At 67.9% G+C, this 18,583-nt stretch carries 19 protein-coding genes and 6 tRNA genes; 7 read left to right on the plus strand and 18 right to left on the minus strand.

Going from position 1 to position 18,583, the window contains the following annotated elements:
* Positions 1-48: 48 nt before the first annotated feature.
* The 7 genes from QRN07_RS15490 to QRN07_RS15520 form a co-directional block, all read right to left on the minus strand.
* A complete protein-coding gene (locus QRN07_RS15490; RefSeq protein ID WP_285241485.1) occupies positions 49-1,383 on the minus strand; it encodes an HRDC domain-containing protein in 1,335 nt (444 codons plus the stop codon).
* 58 nt (positions 1,384-1,441) lie between these two features.
* On the minus strand, positions 1,442-2,092 hold the full coding sequence (locus tag QRN07_RS15495) for a DUF3000 domain-containing protein (RefSeq protein ID WP_056599754.1): 651 nt from the start codon (positions 2,090-2,092) through the stop codon (positions 1,442-1,444).
* 57 nt (positions 2,093-2,149) lie between these two features.
* Entirely contained in the window at positions 2,150-3,241 is a 1,092-nt protein-coding gene (locus tag QRN07_RS15500) for a threonine aldolase family protein (protein WP_056599751.1), read from the minus strand.
* A gap of 84 nt (positions 3,242-3,325) precedes the next feature.
* A complete protein-coding gene (locus QRN07_RS15505) occupies positions 3,326-4,051 on the minus strand; it encodes an SDR family oxidoreductase (protein WP_285241486.1) in 726 nt (241 codons plus the stop codon).
* On the minus strand, positions 4,048-5,415 hold the full coding sequence (locus QRN07_RS15510) for a DUF6421 family protein (RefSeq protein WP_285241487.1): 1,368 nt from the start codon (positions 5,413-5,415) through the stop codon (positions 4,048-4,050). Before QRN07_RS15510 ends, QRN07_RS15505 begins: the two co-directional genes overlap by 4 nt.
* 144 nt (positions 5,416-5,559) lie before the next feature.
* Positions 5,560-6,087 carry a peptide-methionine (R)-S-oxide reductase MsrB gene (gene msrB, locus QRN07_RS15515; RefSeq protein ID WP_082178153.1) on the minus strand — a complete coding sequence of 176 codons (528 nt, stop codon included), beginning with the start codon at positions 6,085-6,087 and terminating at the stop codon, positions 5,560-5,562.
* Between the two features lie 14 nt (positions 6,088-6,101).
* Positions 6,102-6,593: a hypothetical protein gene (locus QRN07_RS15520; protein WP_285241488.1), complete on the minus strand. Its 492-nt coding sequence runs from the start codon at positions 6,591-6,593 to the stop codon at positions 6,102-6,104.
* A gap of 103 nt (positions 6,594-6,696) precedes the next feature.
* Here QRN07_RS15520 and QRN07_RS15525 point away from each other — a divergent pair, with 103 nt between their 5' ends.
* Positions 6,697-7,956 (plus strand): alpha/beta hydrolase family protein, encoded by a 1,260-nt coding sequence (locus QRN07_RS15525; RefSeq protein ID WP_285241489.1) that lies wholly within the window; start codon positions 6,697-6,699, stop codon positions 7,954-7,956.
* A 24-nt stretch (positions 7,957-7,980) separates the two neighbouring features.
* Here the strand turns inward: QRN07_RS15525 and QRN07_RS15530 are convergent, their stop codons facing one another.
* Genes QRN07_RS15530 through QRN07_RS15545 form a run of 4 tightly spaced genes read right to left on the minus strand, consistent with a single transcriptional unit; the run spans position 7,981 to position 10,419 of the window.
* Positions 7,981-8,514 carry a hypothetical protein gene (locus QRN07_RS15530; RefSeq protein WP_285241490.1) on the minus strand — a complete coding sequence of 178 codons (534 nt, stop codon included), beginning with the start codon at positions 8,512-8,514 and terminating at the stop codon, positions 7,981-7,983.
* Positions 8,507-9,001, minus strand: coding sequence for a Cys-tRNA(Pro) deacylase (ybaK, locus tag QRN07_RS15535; protein ID WP_285241491.1), 495 nt, complete (start codon positions 8,999-9,001; stop codon positions 8,507-8,509). The genes QRN07_RS15530 and ybaK overlap by 8 nt, the downstream gene beginning before the upstream one ends.
* A gap of 9 nt (positions 9,002-9,010) precedes the next feature.
* The gene (locus QRN07_RS15540) at positions 9,011-9,469 is read right to left on the minus strand and encodes a SufE family protein (protein WP_050684059.1); all 459 of its coding nucleotides are present in this window, start codon (positions 9,467-9,469) and stop codon (positions 9,011-9,013) included.
* Positions 9,470-9,495: 26 nt separating this feature from the next.
* The gene (locus tag QRN07_RS15545) at positions 9,496-10,419 is read right to left on the minus strand and encodes a sulfurtransferase (protein ID WP_285241492.1); all 924 of its coding nucleotides are present in this window, start codon (positions 10,417-10,419) and stop codon (positions 9,496-9,498) included.
* Between the two features lie 215 nt (positions 10,420-10,634).
* Here QRN07_RS15545 and zapE point away from each other — a divergent pair, with 215 nt between their 5' ends.
* Positions 10,635-11,672, plus strand: a complete 1,038-nt coding sequence (gene zapE, locus QRN07_RS15550; protein ID WP_285241493.1) for a cell division protein ZapE — start codon at positions 10,635-10,637, stop codon at positions 11,670-11,672.
* 27 nt (positions 11,673-11,699) lie between these two features.
* Here zapE and QRN07_RS15555 read toward each other — a convergent pair whose 3' ends face one another.
* The 7 genes from QRN07_RS15555 to QRN07_RS15585 all read right to left on the minus strand — a co-directional run bounded on the left by QRN07_RS15555 (position 11,700) and on the right by QRN07_RS15585 (position 14,065).
* Positions 11,700-12,920, minus strand: coding sequence for a benzoate/H(+) symporter BenE family transporter (locus QRN07_RS15555; protein WP_285241494.1), 1,221 nt, complete (start codon positions 12,918-12,920; stop codon positions 11,700-11,702).
* 169 nt (positions 12,921-13,089) lie between these two features.
* Positions 13,090-13,350: an antitoxin gene (locus tag QRN07_RS15560; RefSeq protein WP_050684119.1), complete on the minus strand. Its 261-nt coding sequence runs from the start codon at positions 13,348-13,350 to the stop codon at positions 13,090-13,092.
* 176 nt (positions 13,351-13,526) lie between these two features.
* Positions 13,527-13,598: transfer RNA gene (locus QRN07_RS15565), tRNA-Val, on the minus strand.
* Between the two features lie 32 nt (positions 13,599-13,630).
* A tRNA-Gly gene (locus QRN07_RS15570) sits at positions 13,631-13,703 on the minus strand.
* A gap of 59 nt (positions 13,704-13,762) precedes the next feature.
* A tRNA-Val gene (locus QRN07_RS15575) sits at positions 13,763-13,834 on the minus strand.
* A 40-nt stretch (positions 13,835-13,874) separates the two neighbouring features.
* Positions 13,875-13,945 (minus strand) — tRNA-Cys (locus tag QRN07_RS15580).
* A 47-nt stretch (positions 13,946-13,992) separates the two neighbouring features.
* A tRNA-Gly gene (locus tag QRN07_RS15585) sits at positions 13,993-14,065 on the minus strand.
* 327 nt (positions 14,066-14,392) lie between these two features.
* On the opposite strand from QRN07_RS15585, the gene QRN07_RS15590 reads away from it, so the two are divergent.
* From QRN07_RS15590 to QRN07_RS15610, 5 genes are all read left to right on the plus strand, one after another.
* A tRNA-Val gene (locus QRN07_RS15590) sits at positions 14,393-14,464 on the plus strand.
* A 105-nt stretch (positions 14,465-14,569) separates the two neighbouring features.
* The gene (locus tag QRN07_RS15595; protein ID WP_285241495.1) at positions 14,570-15,430 is read left to right on the plus strand and encodes a cytochrome; all 861 of its coding nucleotides are present in this window, start codon (positions 14,570-14,572) and stop codon (positions 15,428-15,430) included.
* Positions 15,431-15,493: 63 nt separating this feature from the next.
* Positions 15,494-16,081, plus strand: a complete 588-nt coding sequence (def, locus tag QRN07_RS15600; RefSeq protein ID WP_285241496.1) for a peptide deformylase — start codon at positions 15,494-15,496, stop codon at positions 16,079-16,081.
* Positions 16,078-16,998 carry a methionyl-tRNA formyltransferase gene (fmt, locus tag QRN07_RS15605; RefSeq protein WP_285241497.1) on the plus strand — a complete coding sequence of 307 codons (921 nt, stop codon included), beginning with the start codon at positions 16,078-16,080 and terminating at the stop codon, positions 16,996-16,998. Before def ends, fmt begins: the two co-directional genes overlap by 4 nt.
* Positions 16,995-18,578: an RsmB/NOP family class I SAM-dependent RNA methyltransferase gene (locus tag QRN07_RS15610; protein ID WP_285241498.1), complete on the plus strand. Its 1,584-nt coding sequence runs from the start codon at positions 16,995-16,997 to the stop codon at positions 18,576-18,578. Before fmt ends, QRN07_RS15610 begins: the two co-directional genes overlap by 4 nt.
* The last annotated feature ends 5 nt before the right edge of the window (positions 18,579-18,583 follow it).

Here is an 18,583-nt window from a genome sequence, read left to right on the forward strand (position 1 = left end):
GATGTTACTCGTGAGTAACTTAGGCCGCAAGGGCCCTGAGGCAGGCGGCTACTGTCCCGCGGCAGCCACGGCCTGCCGCGGTTCCTTGGGGGGAAGCGGCTGCGGGTGAAGAAAGGCCTCGGTGATCAACGGCGCCGTCAGGTCAACCTGCCACTGGCGGGCACCCAGGGCCAGCAGACCGGCTGCGACGCCCTCCGCCGTGATCTCGGCCGGCGGCCGCCAGGACACCCGGCGGAGGGTGTCCGGGGTCAAAAGGTTTTCCAGCGGCAGGTTCAGCTTCTCCGCCAGCTCCTGCAGGGCCGGGCGGGCCGTGGCCAGCCGGGCTGCGGCCTCGGGATCCCTGTCGGCCCAGACGCGCGGCGGCGGCGGGGCGTTGGTGGGCAGGTGCAGCGGCGGCAGGTCCTCCATGGCGCGGGCGGTGGCGATGCAGCGCAGCCACCGCGGTGCTTCACGCTGGGCAGCGCGGCCGTGGAAGCCCTTGGTGCCCAGGAGCTGCGGGACGGTGGTGGGCATGGCCTTGGCTGCCGCCACCAGGGACGAATCGGGGATAAGCCGGCCCGGGGCGACGTCGCGCTTTTGGGCCAGCGAGTCGCGTTCCAGCCACAGCTCGCGGACGGCAGCCAGCTGGCGCCGGTCCCGGATCTGGTGCAGGCCGGAGGTTTTCCGCCAGGGGTCAACCCGGGGCGGCGCCACACCCCCTGCCAGGATTGCGGCAAACTCCTGCTCGGCGTAGTCCAGTTTGCCGTCGGCTGCCAGCAGTTCGATCAGTTCCTCGCGGAGCTCGGCGAGGACCTCCACGTCCAGGGCCGCGTACCGCAGCCAGGGCTCGGGGAGGGGGCGGGTGGACCAGTCCGCTGCGGAGTGCTCCTTGGCGAGGCCGAAGCCCAGCAGCTGCTCAATCACGGCGGCCAGGCCAACGCGGGGGAGCCCGGCGATGCGGGCGGCGAGTTCGGTGTCGAAGAGCCGGTCCGGCCACATGCCCAGCTCTGACAGGCAGGGCAGGTCCTGGCTGGCGGCGTGCAGGATCCATTCGACGCCGGAGAGGGCGTCGTTGATGATGCCCAGGTTGTCGAACGGCTCGGGGTCGATCAGCCAGGTGCCGGCGCCTTCGCGCCGGATCTGGACCAGGAAGGCACGCTGGCCGTAGCGGAACCCTGACGCCCGTTCGGCGTCGACCCCTGCAGGCCCCGTGCCGGCGGCGATGGCCGCGGCGCACCGTTCCAGTCCGGCGGCCGTTTCGATGACCAGCGGGACGCCCTCGCGGGGGGTGTCGAGCTCGATGACTTCGGGGATGGGGCTTTCGAAGCCCTCCACCGTGATGTGGGGTGCGGTCTCAGCAGCCGGGTCGCCGGCCGTGGTGTTTTCCGGAATGTTTGGGGTCATGATGCTTCCAGTTTACCGGGCGGCCCGGTTGGGGACTGTCGGGGGACGGTTCGGCATCCTAGTTCCGGCGCCGGTGGGGCAGGGCGGTGACGCCGTCCGGCAGCGGCGGCAGGCCGGCGAACGTGCAGACCATGTCGGACCAGGCCTCAAGGTGCGCTGTCACATCGGCGGTGGCAGGCGTCCAGGATGCGCGGAGTTCGATGTCGATGGTGCCGGGCCGTTCGGAGAGGGTGCCGAAACTTTCGGACAGGACGCGGGTGGCGGTGCCGCCGGCTGCCCGGTAGTCGGCCTTGTGGTTTTCCAGCGCTTCCACCAGCCAGGTCCAGGCAACCGTGCCCAGCATCTCGTCGTTGCCCATCTCGGCTTCCAGCTCTGCCCTGATGTAGGTCACGATGCGGAATTCGCCGTCCCACACGGCCGAGCCGTCGGGGTCGTGCAGGAGGATGAAACGGCCGGTGGCAAGTTCCGTATCGTCATCGCCGGCGGAACCCGCCGCGGCCGCGAGGGCCATTGCGGCGGGTCCGTGCAGGGCGGTGGCGGCTGTGCCGGCGCCGTGGGCCATGACCTCCGCGCCCAGCGCCACGGCAAAGGGCGCCAGGCGGGCCGGGGCCGGAATCTCGGCCAGGCGCAGTTCCTTGCGGCACTGGGCTTTCCTGAGGGTTCCCAACGCCCGGAGGAAGTCCGGGGGAACCTGGTCAAGTGCGTTCACCTTCGCAGAGTACGCAACGGTGCAGGTGAGCGCCGGAAGGCTCGCCGTTGGCAGCGCTTAGCTGCCCTGGCGGTAGTCCCGAAGTTCATGGCGGATCGCGGCGGCAAACGCATCGATGTCCTCCTCGGTGGTGTCGAATGAACACATCCACCGCACTTCCCGTGCAGCCTCATTCCAGTCGTAAAAGCGGAACGAGGCACGCAGGCGGTCAGCCACGCCCTCCGGGAGGACGGCGAAGACACCGTTGGATTCGGTTTTCTGCGTGGGCAGCACCCCGTCGATGCTGTCGACTGCGGCGCGCAGCCTGGTGGCCATGGCATTGGCGTGCGACGCGCTGCGCAGCCACAGGCCGTCCTCGAGCAGCGCGATGAACTGGGCGGACATAAACCGCATTTTCGAAGCCAGCTGCATGTTCATTTTCCGCAGGTACACCAGGCCTGAGGCCGCCTCCGGGTTCAGGGCCACCACCACCTCGCCGAACAACAGGCCGTTTTTGGTGCCGCCGAAGGAGAGAATGTCCACGCCCGCGTCCCTGGTGAAGGCCCGCAGCGGAACCTGGAGGTGGGCTGCGGCGTTGGCCAGCCGGGCGCCGTCCATGTGCAGCTTCATGCCCTTGGCGTGGGCGTGTTCGGCGATGGCCGCCACTTCCTCCGGGGTGTAGCAGGTCCCCAGCTCGGTGGTCTGGGTGATGGAGACGGCCAGCGGCTGGGCCCGGTGTTCATCGCCCCAGCCCCAAGCCTCGCGGTCGATCAGTTCCGGTGTCAGCTTGCCGTCAGGCGTGGGGACGTGCAGGAGCTTGATCCCGCCGATGCGTTCCGGCGCGCCGTTCTCGTCCATGTTGATGTGGGCGGTGGACGCGCAGACGACGGCGCCCCAGCGCGGCAGCAGCGACTGCAGCGCCAGCACGTTGGCGCCGGTTCCGTTGAAGACCGGGAAAGATTCGATGCCTGCGCCGAAGTGTTCGGCCAGCAGGTCCTGCAGCCGGGCGGTGTAGTCGTCCTCGCCGTAGGAGACCTGGTGGCCTTCGTTGGCGGCCGCCAGCGCAGCCAGGACTTCCGGGTGGACGCCGGAATAGTTATCGGATGCGAAGCCGCGGATGTCCGGGTTGTGGAGGCGCGCGGCGGTGGCGGATTCGGCTGTGGTTGTCAAAGGTTTGCTCACACTTTCAGTTTAGGGACAGCCGCAGGCGCCGCGGTGCGGGTCCGCGGCTGCGGGTTGCGCGGCTGCCGGGGGTCAGGGGGCCAGGACCAGCCGGGTGCCATTAAGCTGGTCCGCCGGAGTGGTGAAGAGATTAACGACGGCGGCACCCAGGTCCGCGACGTCGGTGGCGCCGGGAAAGGTCCGGTCGGGATGGCTGCTGCGCAGTTGGTCGTCCACCAGGGCCTTGACCACCAGGACGACGGCGGCCGCGTGCAGTTCGTCCCCCGGGCCGGCATCCCGCCGGAACCCGTCTGCCATGGCCATGGTCCAGGCCTCGGCCGCCGCCTTCGCGGCCACGTAGCTGGCGGTTGCCGCCGTGGGGCGGGTCACCGCGGTAGAGGACACCATGGCGAACCTGCCGGCCGAAGACTTAGCGAGGTCGTCGTAAAACACCCGGGAGACGTTGCGGAGCGTGGTGATGGCGCCGCGCGCCAGGAAGTCCCAGTCCTCGTCCGTCTGGTCCGCGATGCCTTTGGCACCCCGCCAGCCGCCCACCAGGTGGATCACGGCGTCCACCGGCCCGGCGGCCGCCGTGACGTCCGCGCGGAGCTGCCGGACGTCGTCGGGCACTGAAAGGTCGCAGGTGAAGGCGGTGACGCCGGCACCCGCCTGCCGGGCGGCGTCGGCGATCCGGTCCGGATCGGAACCAACGGTGCACACCCGGTGCCCGGCGGCGTGCAGGGCCCGGGCGACTGCTACGCCGGAGGGGCCGCTGCCGCCGGTGACCAAGACGGTTGCCGGCGTGGACCCAAGGCTCACAGCGGCGACCCGCCCGTGAGCCCCGCGGTGGATTCGATGACGGGACGCATCTTCTTCTCCAATGCTTCGTAGAACATGGACAGCGGGAATTCATCGTCAAGGACCTGGTCGGTCAGGCCCCGCGGCGGACCGTCCAGCGGCAGGGCGTCCGGGCCCTTGGCCCAGGCCGATGCCGGGTTGGGCGTGAGGGTGCCGGCCACCAACTGGTAGGCGGCAAGCCAGTGCGCGGTTTTGGGCCGGTCGATGGAGCGCCAGTACAGGTCGTCGATGGCGGTCCCCAGGGCGATCACGGCGTCCGCCACGTTGTCCCAGTCGATGCTGAGGCGGGTGTCCGTCCAATGCAGCACGTGCCGCTGGTGCAGCCAGGCGAAGAGGAGCTGGCCGCCCAGGCCGTCGTAGTTGCGGACCCGGCTGCCGGTGATGGCGAACCGGAAGATCCTGTCGAAGATGATGGCGTACTGCACCAGCCTGGCGTGCCGGCGGGCTTCCGGATCGGCATTTTCGTCCTTGTCGATGCGGACCGACTCGCGGAACGCCGTGAGGTCGCAGCGGAGTTCCTCCAGCGAGTACAGGAAAAACGGCATCCGCTGTTTGATCATGAACGGGTCGAAGGGCAGGTCGCCGCGCATGTGGGTGCGGTCGTGGATCAGGTCCCACATCACGAAGGTGGCCTCCGTGAGGTCCTGGTCCGCGAGCAGTTCCGCGGCACCCGCCGGAAGTTCCAGGCCCGTGATGCCTGCGGCGGCTTTAAGGACCCGGCGGAACCGCACTGCCTCGCGGTCGGCGAAAATGGCGCCCCACGTGAACGTGGGAGTGGTGCTGACGGCAACCGTTTCGGGGAACAGGACCGCGGAGTTGGTGTCGTAGCCTGCGGTGAAGTCCACAAAACGGATGGGGACAAACAGCTTGTTGGAGTAGTCCCCGGCTTCCAGCGCGGCGATGAATTCGGGCCAGATCACTTCAAGGAGGACTGCTTCGACCAAGCGGCTGCTGCTGCCGTTCTGGGTGTACATCGGGAAGATGACCAGGTGCTGCAGGCCGTTCACGCGCTGCTCCTGTGGCTGGAAGGCCAGCAGGGATGCCAGGAAGTCAGGCACGGCGAAGCCGGCCGCAGCCCAGGCGTCGAAATCGGTGCACACAGCGGCCAGATACCGGGCATCGTGCGGGAAGGCCGGGGCCAGGGCGCCGATCGCGGCAATGATGTCCTCGACGTGTGCTGCCGCCGCGGGATGGTCCGCCGGATCCGGGACTGAACCGTCCTGTGCCTGCAGGGCCTGCAGGGTGCCGGCCGCCGCCTTGAGTGCGGTCCAGTCCGGGTTGTCGGCGGAAATCCCGGCGATGGCGGTGGTGATGGTTTCAGTCATCGGAGGCTGCCTTCCTGATTGCTTTAGGTCTGCAAAAAGCGTAGCAAGCAACCAGGATAACTAATCTAAAATACGGCTTAGCCTAAGAAATACTATTGCTCAATGGCCGGGCCGGTCTGGTGAGACCGGCCCGGCGCTAAGGGATCAGGCGCCCGTTGACCCGGGACTGGCCGGCAGGCCGGTTTCCTTTTCCACCAGCTTGAGCGATACCGAGTTGATGCAGAACCGCTGGTCAGTGGGGTTGTTGTAGCCCTCACCCTCAAACACGTGGCCCAGGTGCGAGTCGCACGTGGCGCAGCGCACCTCGATGCGCTCCATACCCAGGGTCCGGTCGTGGATGTAGCGGACGGTGCCGTCCGCCAACGGGGCCCAGAAGGAAGGCCAGCCACAGTGTGAGTCGAACTTCTCGTTGCTGGTGAAAAGCTCGGTGCCGCAGGCCCTGCACTGGTAGACGCCCGAGGTGTGGGTGTCCCAGTACTCACCCGTGTAGGGGCGCTCGGTGCCGGCCTTGCGCAGGACCTGGTACTCCTCGGGAGTCAGTTCCTGCCGCCACTGGGCATCGCTCTTTTCAACGCTGGGACCTGCGGGGGTTGCGTCGTCACCGGTTCCTGCCGGGGCGGGGACCGCGGTGGTTGCCTGTTTTTTGAAAATGCTGTTGCCGAAGATGCTCATAGTCGTTGCAACGCTCAGGAGTCGCCGATAAATCCCGAACCCGCGTACAGGTGCAGGACGGGAACACCCAGCTGGTCCTGTGCCTTGTTGGCCCAATCGGTGTGGAAGGTGTCCGCCACGGCGTGCGGGCGGGTGATCACCACGGCCTGGGTGGCACCGGAATCGCGGACCTTTGCCACCAGGGCGTCAACCGGGCGGACTTCCACCACCTCGCCGGTGACGCCGGAGCCGAGGCCCGACAACGCCTCAAGGGAGACGGCAAGGGTTTCGGCGGCCTGGGCGCGTTCCGTACCGGGGTCCGGGGTCGAGGCGGTGAGGTCCCTGAAGGCTTTGGCAATGTCCAGCATGGAGAGGTTCTCCAGGAAGTCCACCAGCAGATGCCGTTCCGTGTTGGCAGGAACAAGCAGCAGCAGCGTCGAATCAGCTCCGTCCACCAGGCGCTCGATGTTCAGGCGGTCGTCCGCCCCCAGGGGTTCTTCGGTCAGGATGACGATGGGATCACTCATGGCCTTAGCCTAGTCCTGCGCACCTGGGGCCGCACGCCCGGGCCGCGGCACGCACCGCCGGCAAAATGCGGGCAACACCGCAGGGGGCGGTAAGAATAGGAGCATGGCTTCTTCGCAGCGCACCCGCCGTTCCCGCACCGCCGCCTCCCCGGAGCCCGCCAGGATGTCGCTGCGGACCAAATGGGCCATTGGCGGCACGATCGGCGGCGGAGCCCTGGCAGGGTTGCTGGCCACCGGTTCCTCGGCGCTCGCCGTGTACTTTGCCCGTCGGGTCATCACCCCCGCCCGGCAGCGTACGGCGGACCAGGAAGTGCTGGCCGTCATCCGGGACGGGCAGGCCCGGCAGGTGATCTTCGCCGCCAGCGACGACACCACCGTGGAGGGTACGTACGGGTTTTATTTCGACGGCGGCAAAGGGCACGCGCGCATCGGCCGGATCATTTCCTACTCGCCGGCCGAACGGACGGTGCTGCGGGAGGTTGAAGCGGTGTACAGCGGCGACCTGGAAAAGGCCCGCTGGGGCTGGTGGAGCGGTGCGCTCCACCCTGACCCGGCCACCGCGGGGTATCCCGCGGAGGACGTCCTGATTGACGTTGACCGGGGCCAGGCCCCAGCGTGGCTGGTCCGGGCCGGGGGCAACCCCCGGACGTGGGCCATCATGGTGCACGGCAGGGGCGCCAGCAGGCAGGAGGCGCTGCGGGCCGTGGGCCCGGCGCTGGAACTGGGGCTGACCAGCCTGCTGGTGTCCTACCGCAACGACGGGCTGGCACCGTCGGCGGACGACGGCCGGTACGGGCTTGGCTCCACCGAATGGCAGGACATCGAGGCAGCCATCGGGTACGCGCTGGCGAAGGGTGCACAAGAAATAGTGCTCTTCGGCTGGTCGATGGGCGGCGCCATCTGCCTGCAGACCGCGGACCTCTCCCGCTACCGCCACCTCATCCGCGCCATGGTGCTGGATGCACCGGTGATCGACTGGGTCAACGTCCTGGCCCACCACGCCCAGCTGAACCGCATTCCTTCCCTGGTGGGACGCTACGGGCAGCTGATGCTCGGCCACCCACTGGGCCGCCGGCTCACCGGCCTGTCAGCCCCCGTGGACCTCAAAGCCATGGACTGGGTGTCCCGGGCCGTGGAACTGCGGACGCCCACCCTGATCCTGCACAGTGTGGACGACGAGTACGTCCCCTACCCGCCATCCACCCTGCTGGCCGAGCGGAACCCGGAGATGGTGACGTTCGAGCCGTTCAGCCGTGCCCGGCACACCAAGGAATGGAACGTGGATCCGGAACGCTGGGAGCGGCTGGTGAAGGCGTGGCTGCGGCAGCAGCTGGCACCCCGCCGTAACCCCGGGGCCAACTGACGGGCCCGTCCTGCGGGCAGTGGGCTAACTTCCGCCGGGTTGCAGGGCATCGTCCTGCCACGCCGTCACGTTTCGCCACACGGCAAGGCGTCCCACCGCGGCGGACGCACCCACCGTGGCCCAGAAACCCAGCGCAGCCGGCGTCCAGCCCAGCCCCAGCAGGCCGCCCAGGACCCAATAGGTGAGGGTTGGCACGGCGAAAAAAGCTGCCACATGCAGCCACTGGTTCTGCACGGGCCGCAGCAGGAACGCCAGCAGGGCCGCCAGCGGCGTGGCCACCAACAACGCGGTCCCGAAACCGTAGACCACCAGCATCATGATCATGCCAGGCACAAAGTTCGCGCCGCCATCAGCCTGCCGGGACGAGATAATTTCCTGCGTCACCTGGACAATGCACAGGCCCGCCACCCACAGCACCACGGCAATCAGCCAGCCTTTGATAAAAGCGAACGGACCCAGGACCACCGGCGTCCTGCCGCCCGGCCTGCGCTCACGTCCACCGGAGGGCCCGCCGTCCGGCCCGCCCTCCGGTGGAGGTGCCGCCTGGTGCTCAGGCACGCGAGCCGATGGCCGCCGTGACGGCAGACGTAAGCCGGATCAGGTCAGCCGGCGCCAGTTCGATGTCCAGGCCCCGCCTGCCGCCGGAGACCAGCACCGTGGCCAAGGCCAGGGCGCTGCTGTCCAGGACGGTGGGGGAGGGCAGCCGCTGGCCCAGGGGCGAGATGCCGCCCAGCACGTAGCCCGTGCGGCGCTGGGCCGCAGCCGGGTCAGCCATGGCGGCTTTTTTGGCTCCCAGGGCAGCTGCGATGGCCTTCAGGTCCAGGGTCCCGCTGACGGGGACGATGCCCACGGCCAGCCTGCCTTCAACATCCACCATGAGTGTTTTGAAAACCCGGGCCGGGTCCATGCCCAGGGCCTGTGCGGCCTCGGTCCCGTAACTGGGCGCTGCCGGATCATGCGTATACGGGTGCAGCACAAAGGGAACCCCTGCCGCGGCAAGTGCCGCTGTTGCAGGAGTTCCCTGTGAGGTGTTCTTCCGTGCCATCAGGCTGCGTCAGCGGCCGATGCCCGACGCTGCGGAGACCTTGCGCTTGATCCGGCCCAGCATGGCCGTCATGCCGCGCATCCGCAGCGGCGTGATGGCCCGCGTGAGGCCCAGCAGCTCCGGCATGTCATCCGGCACCGCCAGGATCTGCTCCGCGGAGAGCCCGTCCAGGCCCTCGTGCAGGACCCCGGCGAAGCCCCGCGTGGTGGGGGCTTCGACCGGTGCCTTGAAGTACAAGTGGACGGGGCTGGCCGGACCGGCGTTCTTTTCCGTTTCAATGGTCAGGAACAGCGGCGACTGGCACTCCACTACCTGCTCCAGCAGCTCGGGGTGGTCCTTGAGCCGGTCCGGAAGCTGGGGGAGTCCCTCCGAGAATTCCAGCAGCAGCTGCAGCCGTTCAGGCTCGGTGAGGGCCTGGAAGTCGTCAACGATTGCCGCCAGGGCGGAAGGCAGGGCTTGAGTAGTCATCAGCCCAAGTCTACGTCGACGGCGGGTCAGACTCCCGTTGTGACGGCCACGGAGCCGCGCTCGGCACCCTTGACGATGGGGACGCGCACGGCGTTGCCCCATTCAGTCCAGGAACCGTCGTAGTTGCGGACCGACTCGAAGCCCAGGAGGTACTTGAGGGCGAACCAGGTGTGGCTGGAACGCTCGCCGATCCGGCAGTACGCCACAACATCGTCGCCTTCGGTGAGCCCGGCCTCGCCGAGGTACAGGGCCTCAAGCTCGGCGCGGTCCCGGAACGTGCCGTCAGGTGCGGCGGCCCTGGCCCACGGGATGGACGCTGCGGTGGGAATGTGGCCGCCGCGCAGGGCGCCCTCTTCCGGGTAAGCGGGCATGTGGGTCCGCTGCCCGGTGTACTCCTCGGGGGAGCGGACATCGATCAGGGGCTTGCCCAGGTGTGCCAGGACATCGTCCTTGAACGCACGGATGGGGGCGTCGTTGCGCTCAACCTCGGGGTACGTGCCGGCTGCCGGGGACGGCCTGTTTCGGGTCAGTTCCCGCTCCTCCGCCACCCACTTGTCCCGGCCGCCGTCGAGCAGCCGGACGTCCTGGTGCCCAAAGAGGGTGAATACCCAGAGGGCGTAGGCTGCCCACCAGTTGGACTTGTCGCCATAGATGACCACGGTGCTGTCGCGCGAGATGCCCTTGGCTGCGGCCAGGGCCGCGAACGCGGCGCCGTCAACGTAGTCACGGGTGACGTCGTCGTTGAGGTCGGTGTGCCAGTCGATCTTTACGGCGCCGGGGATGTGGCCGGTCTCGTACAGCAGGACGTCCTCGTCGGATTCCACCACCACCAGGCCGCCGTTCTCCACGGCGCCGTCGGCCAGGGCGGCGGCGAGCCATTCGGTGGAAACCAGGCGTTCGGGGTGGGCGTAGGCTGCGAACTTGTCGTTCTGTTCAACCGCGTAGGGCATGTTTTGGCCTTTCATTGAGAACACGGGAGCACCGCGGGACCGGCATTGGGACCTGCTCCCACCCTAGCCAGCGCCCGGAACGATGTCCGTATTCCGTTAACAGGGCGAAATGTTGCCTTGGTCACGCCGCCGTGGTCCCCCGGCGGCAGCGCCCGTCCGCGCCGGGCATTGCCGGTATCATTTCCCGGGACCACCCACCAGCAGAACGGACCACCTTGGTACAGATCGAACAGCTCGCCGCCCGCACACCGGCGGTGTCGGTGGATGAACTCCTCAAAGGGTTCTTCCCGTCGCCGCGGTTCGGCCAGGTGTCCTTTGAAAGCTACCGGCCGGATCCCAACCAGCCCAGCCAGGCCGCTGCTGTCCACGCCCTGCAGGGCTTCGCCGAAGGCGTCGGTACCGGCGGCGGGGGTGGCCTGTTCAAGAAGCTGTTCGGCAAAAAGGACGAATCCCGTGCGGGCATCTACCTTGACGGCGGATTCGGTGTGGGCAAAACCCACCTCCTCGCCTCACTCTGGCACCTGGCCCCGGGCCCCAAGGCGTTCGGCACCTTTGTGGAGTACACCAACCTGGTGGGGGCGCTGTCCTTCCGCAAGACCGTGGAGGCCCTGAGCAGCTACAAACTGGTCTGCATTGACGAGTTCGAACTTGACGACCCGGGCGACACCGTCCTGATGTCCCGCCTGATGCGGGAACTGGCCGACGCCGGCGTGAAGCTCGCTGCGACGTCCAACACCCTGCCGGGTTCCCTGGGCGACGGCCGGTTCGCCGCCGTGGATTTCCAGCGCGAGATCCAGGTCCTGGCGGACCAGTTCGACGTGCTGCGGATCGACGGCGAGGATTTCCGGCACCGCGGCCTGCCCGCCGCCCCCGCCCCGCTGAAAAACAGCGACCTCTCGGCACACGTGAAGGCCGAATTTGATGGTAAAACGGTGGCGGACGATGAGTTCAGCACCCTGCTGGCGCACCTGGCGGGGGTGCACCCCAGCCGGTACCGCCAGCTGATCAGCGGCATCGACGGGATCGTGTGGCGCAACGTGGAAACCATCACCGAACAGTCCGTGGCCCTGCGGTTTGTGGTCCTCGCCGACAGGCTCTACGACAAGGACGTGCCCATCCTCGCCAGCGGCGTGCCGTTCGACAAGCTGTTCACCGAGGAAATGATGACCGGCGGGTACATGAAGAAGTACTTCCGTGCGGTTTCCCGGCTCACGGCACTGGCCCGGGAAGGCCAGAACCACGAACCGTCCTGACCCGTCTGCTGCAGGCGGCCGCCGGTTTCAGTCCGTTGCCTGCCTGTCCGGTCGGAGTGCTGCGCGCACCACCAGCCCTGCCACCAGGGCCCAGAAGGCAGAGCCGATGCCGGCAAAGGCCAGCCCGGACGCTGCCATCAGGAACGTAACAGCCGGAGCGATCCGGTCTTCCGGGTCCGCCAGGGCCGATGAGATGGAGCCTGCCAGGGTGCCCAGCAGCGCAAGCCCCGCAACGGCTTCGAGCATTCCTGCTGGTGCCGCGCTGACCAGGGTGACCAGGGCGGCCGAGGAGGCTGCCAGCACCAGGTAGGCCAGCCCGGAGGTGAAGCCGGCCAGCCAGCGCCGGCTCCGGTCAGTGCCCGCTTCTTCCCCCGCTGCGAGGGCGGCGCTCAAGGCTGCGAGGTTGATCGCGTGGCCGCCGAAGGGCGCCCCGAGCGCCGTCCCTGCACCGGTGACCAGCATCGAGGGCCGCCACGGGGTTTCGTAGCCAAAGGACCGGAGCACCGCCACGCCCGGGATGTTCTGGGATGCCATGGTCACCACAAACAGCGGCAGGGCGATCCCGGCCATGGCCTGGAGGCTGAAAGCGGGCGCCGTCCACACCAGGGCAGGCAGGAGGGCGCCGTCGCCCAGGCCTGTACCCGTGGCGGCCAGCGAGATCCCGATGACCCCGAGCGCCACCACCAGGGCCGCCGGAACAGACCAGCGCGGCGCAAACTTCATCATGGCCAGCCAGCAGATGATCACCGGGGCCACAAACAGGGGAACGCTGCCCAGTGCCTTGAATGGTGCCAGGCACAGCTGCAGGAGCACGCCGGCCAGCATGGCCTGCGCCAGCGACGTGGGAATCCTGGCCATCAGCGGGCCGAGGGCGGGCACCAGGCCCGTCATGGCGATCAGTACCCCCGTCGCCAGGAAGGCGCCGACGGCGGCCGGCCAGCCGCAGTCGACCGCTCCGGATGTTGCCAGCAGGGCAGCCCCGGGAGTGGACCAGGCAAGGGTCACCGGCACCTTGGCCCGGAAGGAAAGCACCAGGACGCCCAGGCCTACGGCCAGCGTTACGGCCAGCAGGCCGGATGCGGCCTGGCTGGCATCGGCGCCCACGGCCCTGAGGCCGGCCAGGACCACGGCGAACGACGAGGTGAAGCCCACCAGGGCGGTAACGATTCCGGCCACGATGGGACGGGAATCCAGCCCGGACAGCCTGCGTGCCGGTTGCTGCCGTGGTGGTGCGGGAAATTTCGCCATGAGGGCAGGTTACCGGCGCGGCCGGACGGACGGTGAATCGGTCCCGCAGAACGGTGAATCGGTCCCGCTGGGCGGTAGCTGCCTGATTAAACGCCAAAGGCGCGGGCGCCGCCTCCCGGCGGGACCCGCGCCCCCTTGACGTGCTAGGGCAAAACCCTGGCCGAATCCTTTACGGAGCCCTGTCAACCGGCGGAACCGGGTTCACAGGGGCCGGCGGAACCTGCTCATTGGCAGGTGCCTGACCGGGGGTACCGTTTTTGTCCACGAGTTTGGAAGCGCCATCCTGGATTTTGTCCACATGACCGGCGTACTTTCCGCCCGTCTTGGTATCAACAAAATCGCCGGCCTTGGTGATGCCGTTCTTGATGGCCTGCTCGTTTCCGTGGATAAGACCCTGAGCCTTGCCCTTTAGATCGTCAATCAGTCCCACGAGCACCTCCCTTCAATCGCGGAGCCAGGTCGCTCCTCCGCCTTCGATCCTAGCCCCGGAACCAGCAGGTGCCAAGGAAAACAGTGGGTTTAGCTGTTCGCCCGCAGCGGATGCCAGTGGCTGGCGGGTGTCGAAAGGGCACAAAAAAAGCAGCTCCGGAAGAGCTGCTGCAAGTGTGGGCGATACTGGGATCGAACCAGTGACCTCTTCCGTGTCAGGGAAGCGCGCTACCGCTGCGCCAATCGCCCGGAACCGGGAAAACCGGTCAATGGGATTTCAGAGCGGACGACGAGATTCGAACTCGCGACATCCACCTTGGCAAGGTGGTGCTCTACCAGCTGAGCTACGTCCGCGTCTGCAGTTTTCCGGCCGGAACCGTTCCAACTGCAAGCAGGCAAGTTACCTTGCCGAGTGGGCGATACTGGGATCGAACCAGTGACCTCTTCCGTGTCAGGGAAGCGCGCTACCGCTGCGCCAATCGCCCATTGCTTCCAGTATGACCTGGAAAGCCATGGTTTTAACCGAGGTGGGTACGGGATTCGAACCCGTGTGAACGGCTTTGCAGGCCGCTGCCTCGCCTCTCGGCCAACCCACCGTGTAAGCGCCCATTCCGGGGAATGCTTGCCGTGACAGTGTCCTGCGAGCGGACGACGAGATTCGAACTCGCGACATCCACCTTGGCAAGGTGGTGCTCTACCAGCTGAGCTACGTCCGCATTTTGGAGGTAAGATTCGCTGCCGTTCCCGGCATTTCCTCGCGTTCCAACGAGTAAAAACAATATAGGAGGTTCCGGGATTCTCCAAATCGCGGGTCGTCGTCCGGCGCCGGCGGCCTCCCTTCCCAGCAATGGCGCGGAACTTGGAAGTTACAGCCGTGTAATTCCCGACGCCGTTCCCAGCGTAAAGAGGGTACCGGCGGCCGGTAAGGGCTGCTTTCGCCTCACGCGCCACCGCTCCTGGGTGCCGTGAGGGGAGTCCGGAACCGGCCGCCGTCGGCCGATTTTTCAAATGGCCCCGGCGTCGGCTAGCATTCAAGTGCATCAGGGCGATTGGCGCAGTGGTAGCGCGCTTCGTTCACACCGAAGAGGTCACTGGTTCGAACCCAGTATCGCCCACCGCAGAAGGTCCGTTTCCGCTCGTTGAGAGTGGAAGCGGACCTTTTTTGTGCCCGGTGCCAGACCCCGGAGATATTGTCGGCCCCCTGTGAAAGAGTTTCCTGTATGACAGATCCACTCCTCGCCCACGCCACCGAATACGGCCGGATGTATGCGCGGTCCACGTCGGAGCAGTTTGCCGTGCCGTCCATCACCAACGTCATCGGGCAGCAGCCGCACGGCCTCGACGGCTGGTTCGGCTACATGGGGGCCAGCAGCCTGGCCAAGGACCCGCTGCTGGCAGACAGCCTGGGCAGTCCGGCGAAGATCCGGCAGGCAGTGAACCGCGCAGCCAAGGCAGCCGAAACGTACCGTGATGACGCCGCCCGCCGCGGGGACAGGGTGCACAACTACTGCGAGCAGGTGGCCCTGCGGGCACTGGGCCGGCCGCACACCATGAAGGAAACCCGGGAGGCGCTGGCAGCCAACGGCGAGGAATCCTTCGCCGTCCGGTTCGATGAATGGTGGGAACTGTTCAAGGTGGAACCCATCGCACCGGAGATCACGGTGTGGAACAGCACCGTGGGCTACGCCGGGACGCTGGACCTCGTGGCCCGCATCAATGGCCGGGTCTGCCTGATCGACTACAAAACCAAAGGCACCACCCGGGACGGGCAGGTCAAACCCCTCGACGACAAAGTGGTGATGCAGCTGGTGGCCGGCATGAAGGCCGAGGAAAGCCTGGTGGACGCCCAAGCCGGCACCTGGGAGCCGTGGCAGCATGGCAACGACCCCATCCTGCTGGCAGTGGCCATTGGCGAAACCGAGGTCCGGCCTGTCCGGGCCAACCCCGAGGTCCTGAAGCACCACTGGTGGAAATTCTGCGCGCTGCGCCGCGTCTGGGAGCTGAACGCGGACACCGTCAGCGCCGGCACGGCACTGCTCCCCATCGCCCCGCCGGCGCTGGCCCACGCCCGCACCGCCTAGCCAGGCGCGAGCACCTAAACTGGATGGGTTCCCTTTGCCGCTCAACGTGAGGAAAAACAGCGCATGGCTATTCTGAATATCCGCATCATCGGGGATCCTGTGCTGCGCACAGTTGCCGATCCCGTGACGGATTTCGGGCCGGAGCTGGCCAAACTCGTGGCGGACATGACCGAGACCATGGAGGATGTGGACGGCGCCGGGCTGGCCGCACCCCAGGTCGGCGTCAGTAAAAGGGTCTTCACGTACCGCATCAACGGCGTGGAGGGGCACATCGTCAATCCCGTCCTCGAAAACAGCGAGGACTTCCAGGCGGACCACGTGGAAGGCTGCCTGTCCATCCCCGGCTTGGGATTCCCGGTCAAGCGGTTCCGGACCACCCGCATCACGGGCGTGGACAAGGACAACAATCCGGTGGAGGTGGCCGCCGAGGACCTGCTGGCGCGCTGCTTCCAGCATGAAAACGACCACCTGGACGGGGTCCTCTTTACGGACAGGCTCGAGGGTGAGGACCGCAAGGCGGCCCTCCGGTCCATCCGCAACGCCAACTACGACGCCGTGATGGAGCGGACCACAGCCAAGCGCGCCAAAACCGTCGGATCCAGTTTCGGCGGGGCCGCCTTTGGCGCCGGCGCCGCGGGCACCAAAGGGTGAGGGTCCTTTTTGCGGGCACCCCTGCCGTTGCCGTCCCGTCCCTCGAGGCCCTGGTGGGCGCGGGCTTTGACGTTGTTGCTGTCCTGACGCGGCCGGACGCCCCGATCGGCCGGAAACGCGTCCTCACCCCTTCCCCCGTTGCGGCGCGCGCCGCGGAGCTGGGCATCGACGTCATCCGCGCAGCCCGGGTGGACGCACACGCCATTGCCGCCATCACGGCCGCGGCCCCCGACGTGGCGGCCATCGTGGCCTACGGCGGCCTGGTGCCGCCCGCAGCCCTCACCATTCCCCGGCACGGCTGGGTCAACCTGCACTTCTCCCTGCTGCCGGCGTGGCGGGGAGCCGCGCCCGTGCAGCGGTCCGTGATGGCAGGGGACGACATCACCGGGGCGGTCACGTTCCAGCTGGAACAGGGCCTGGACACGGGACCGGTGTTCGGCACCCTCACCGAGGCCGTAGCTCCCGCAGACACGGCCGGCGAACTGCTGGCACGGCTGTCCCACAGCGGCTCAGTCCTGCTGGCCCAGACGCTCTCCGCCATCTACGCCGGCACTGCGTCGCCCCGGCCGCAGGCCGGTGAGGTCACCCTGGCACCCAAGCTGACGCTCGAGGATGGGCACATGGACTGGCGCCACCCTGCCTTGGCGCTGAACCGGCAGGCGCGCGGCGTCACGCCGGAACCCGGGGCCTGGACCCTCCTGGACGGGCAGCGCATCAAGCTCGAGCCGGTCCTGATCCGCCCCGACGTGACGGCCTTGGCCCCGGGTGCCGTGGCGCTCCACGGCAAGTCGGTGCTGGTGGGAACCGGCTCGCACGCCGTTGAACTGACCCGGATCCAGCCTGCGGGCAAAAAGATGATGGCCGCTGCCGACTGGGCACGCGGTATGGCTTCCCTTGAAAGCGTGGTGTTTGAATGAGCGGCTCCGGCGGCAATCCAGGAGGCGGCGGCAACGCCGGGCAGGGTGTCCCGCGCGGCGGCCGCGGCAACGGCGGTCCGCGCGACGCCAGCAGGCGCAACGCCCAGGGCCGCGAACGCAACCGCGGACCGCAGCGCAGCTTTACCGAAAACGCACCGGCCCAGCGCACCCGCCGGGCCGATCCCGCCCGGCTGGTGGCCTTCGAAGTCCTGCGGGCGGTGGCAGCCGAGGACGCGTACGCCAACCTGGTGCTGCCGGCCAGGATCCGCCAGCACAAGCTGGAGAAGCGCGACGCCGGGTTCGCCACCGAGCTGAGCTACGGCGCGCTCCGCAGCCAGGGCACCTACGACGCCATCCTGGCACGGTGCGTGGACCGGCCCCTCGACCAGCTGGATCCCGCCATCCTCGATGCCCTGCGCATCGGCGTCCACCAACTCCTGGCCATGCGTGTTCCGGCGCACGCGGCACTTGACCAGACAGTGGGCCTGGCCCGCGCAGTGATCGGCGCCGGACCATCAGCGCTTATCAACGCCGTGCTCCGGAAGGTCACGGCGCACACCCTTGACGGCTGGCTGGACCTCCTCGTGGCCGGCGAAACCGACGAGACCAAAATCGCCTCGCTCCGGCACGCCCACCCGGAATGGATCGTGCGCGCCATGCGGCAGTCCCTGGTGATCCACGGCAGGCCGGCGTCGGAAATCACCGGCCTGCTCGAAGCCGACAACGCAGCACCGGTGGTCAACCTGGTGGCGCTGCCCGGCCTGGGAAGCCTGGCCGAAGCGCTTGAAGGCGGCGCCACACCCGGCGAACTGGTGGAAGGCTCTGCCCTCTCCAGCGGCGGTGACCTTGGCCGGCTGACCTCTGTGCGGGAAGGCACCACCCGCGTCCAGGACGTGGGGTCCCAGCTGGTGGCCCGCGCCATGGCCGCCGTGGATCTGGACCTGCCGGACGCTCAACACAAGGAAGGGACGGGCGCCGACGGCGAGCGATGGCTGGACCTTTGCGCCGGACCCGGTGGGAAGGCCGCCCTTCTGGCCGCCCTTGCCGGCCAGCGTGGGGCCACCCTGCTGGCCAACGAACCCGCACCGCACCGGGCCAAACTGGTCAGCCAGGCACTGTCCGCCGTACCCCGGGAGACCTGGCAGGTCCGCACCGGTGATGGCCGCGACGTGGGCACCGAACAGCCGGAAACCTTTGACCGTGTTCTGGTGGACGTGCCGTGCAGCGGCCTTGGCGCCCTGCGCCGCCGGCCCGAGTCCCGCTGGCGGCGCACACCCAAGGACCTGGCGGACCTCGGTTCGCTGCAGCGGGAACTGCTGGCCTCGGCACTGGCCGCGGTCCGTCCCGGGGGAGTGGTTGCCTATGTCACCTGCTCGCCGCACCCGGCAGAGACCAAAGCCGTGGTGGCCGACGCCATGCGTAAGCGGGACGACCTGGAACTGCTCGACGCAGGGTCTGCGCTGGATGCCGTCAGCCTCACCGGCAACCTCGGTGCAGGCCACGAATCCACCGCCCAGCTCTGGCCGCACGTGCACGGCACGGACGCCATGTTCCTGGCGCTGATCCGCAAAAAGGCCTGACCGCC

It is taken from the genome of Pseudarthrobacter sp. MEB009 (assembly GCF_030208875.1).
Lineage (GTDB): Bacteria > Actinomycetota > Actinomycetes > Actinomycetales > Micrococcaceae > Arthrobacter.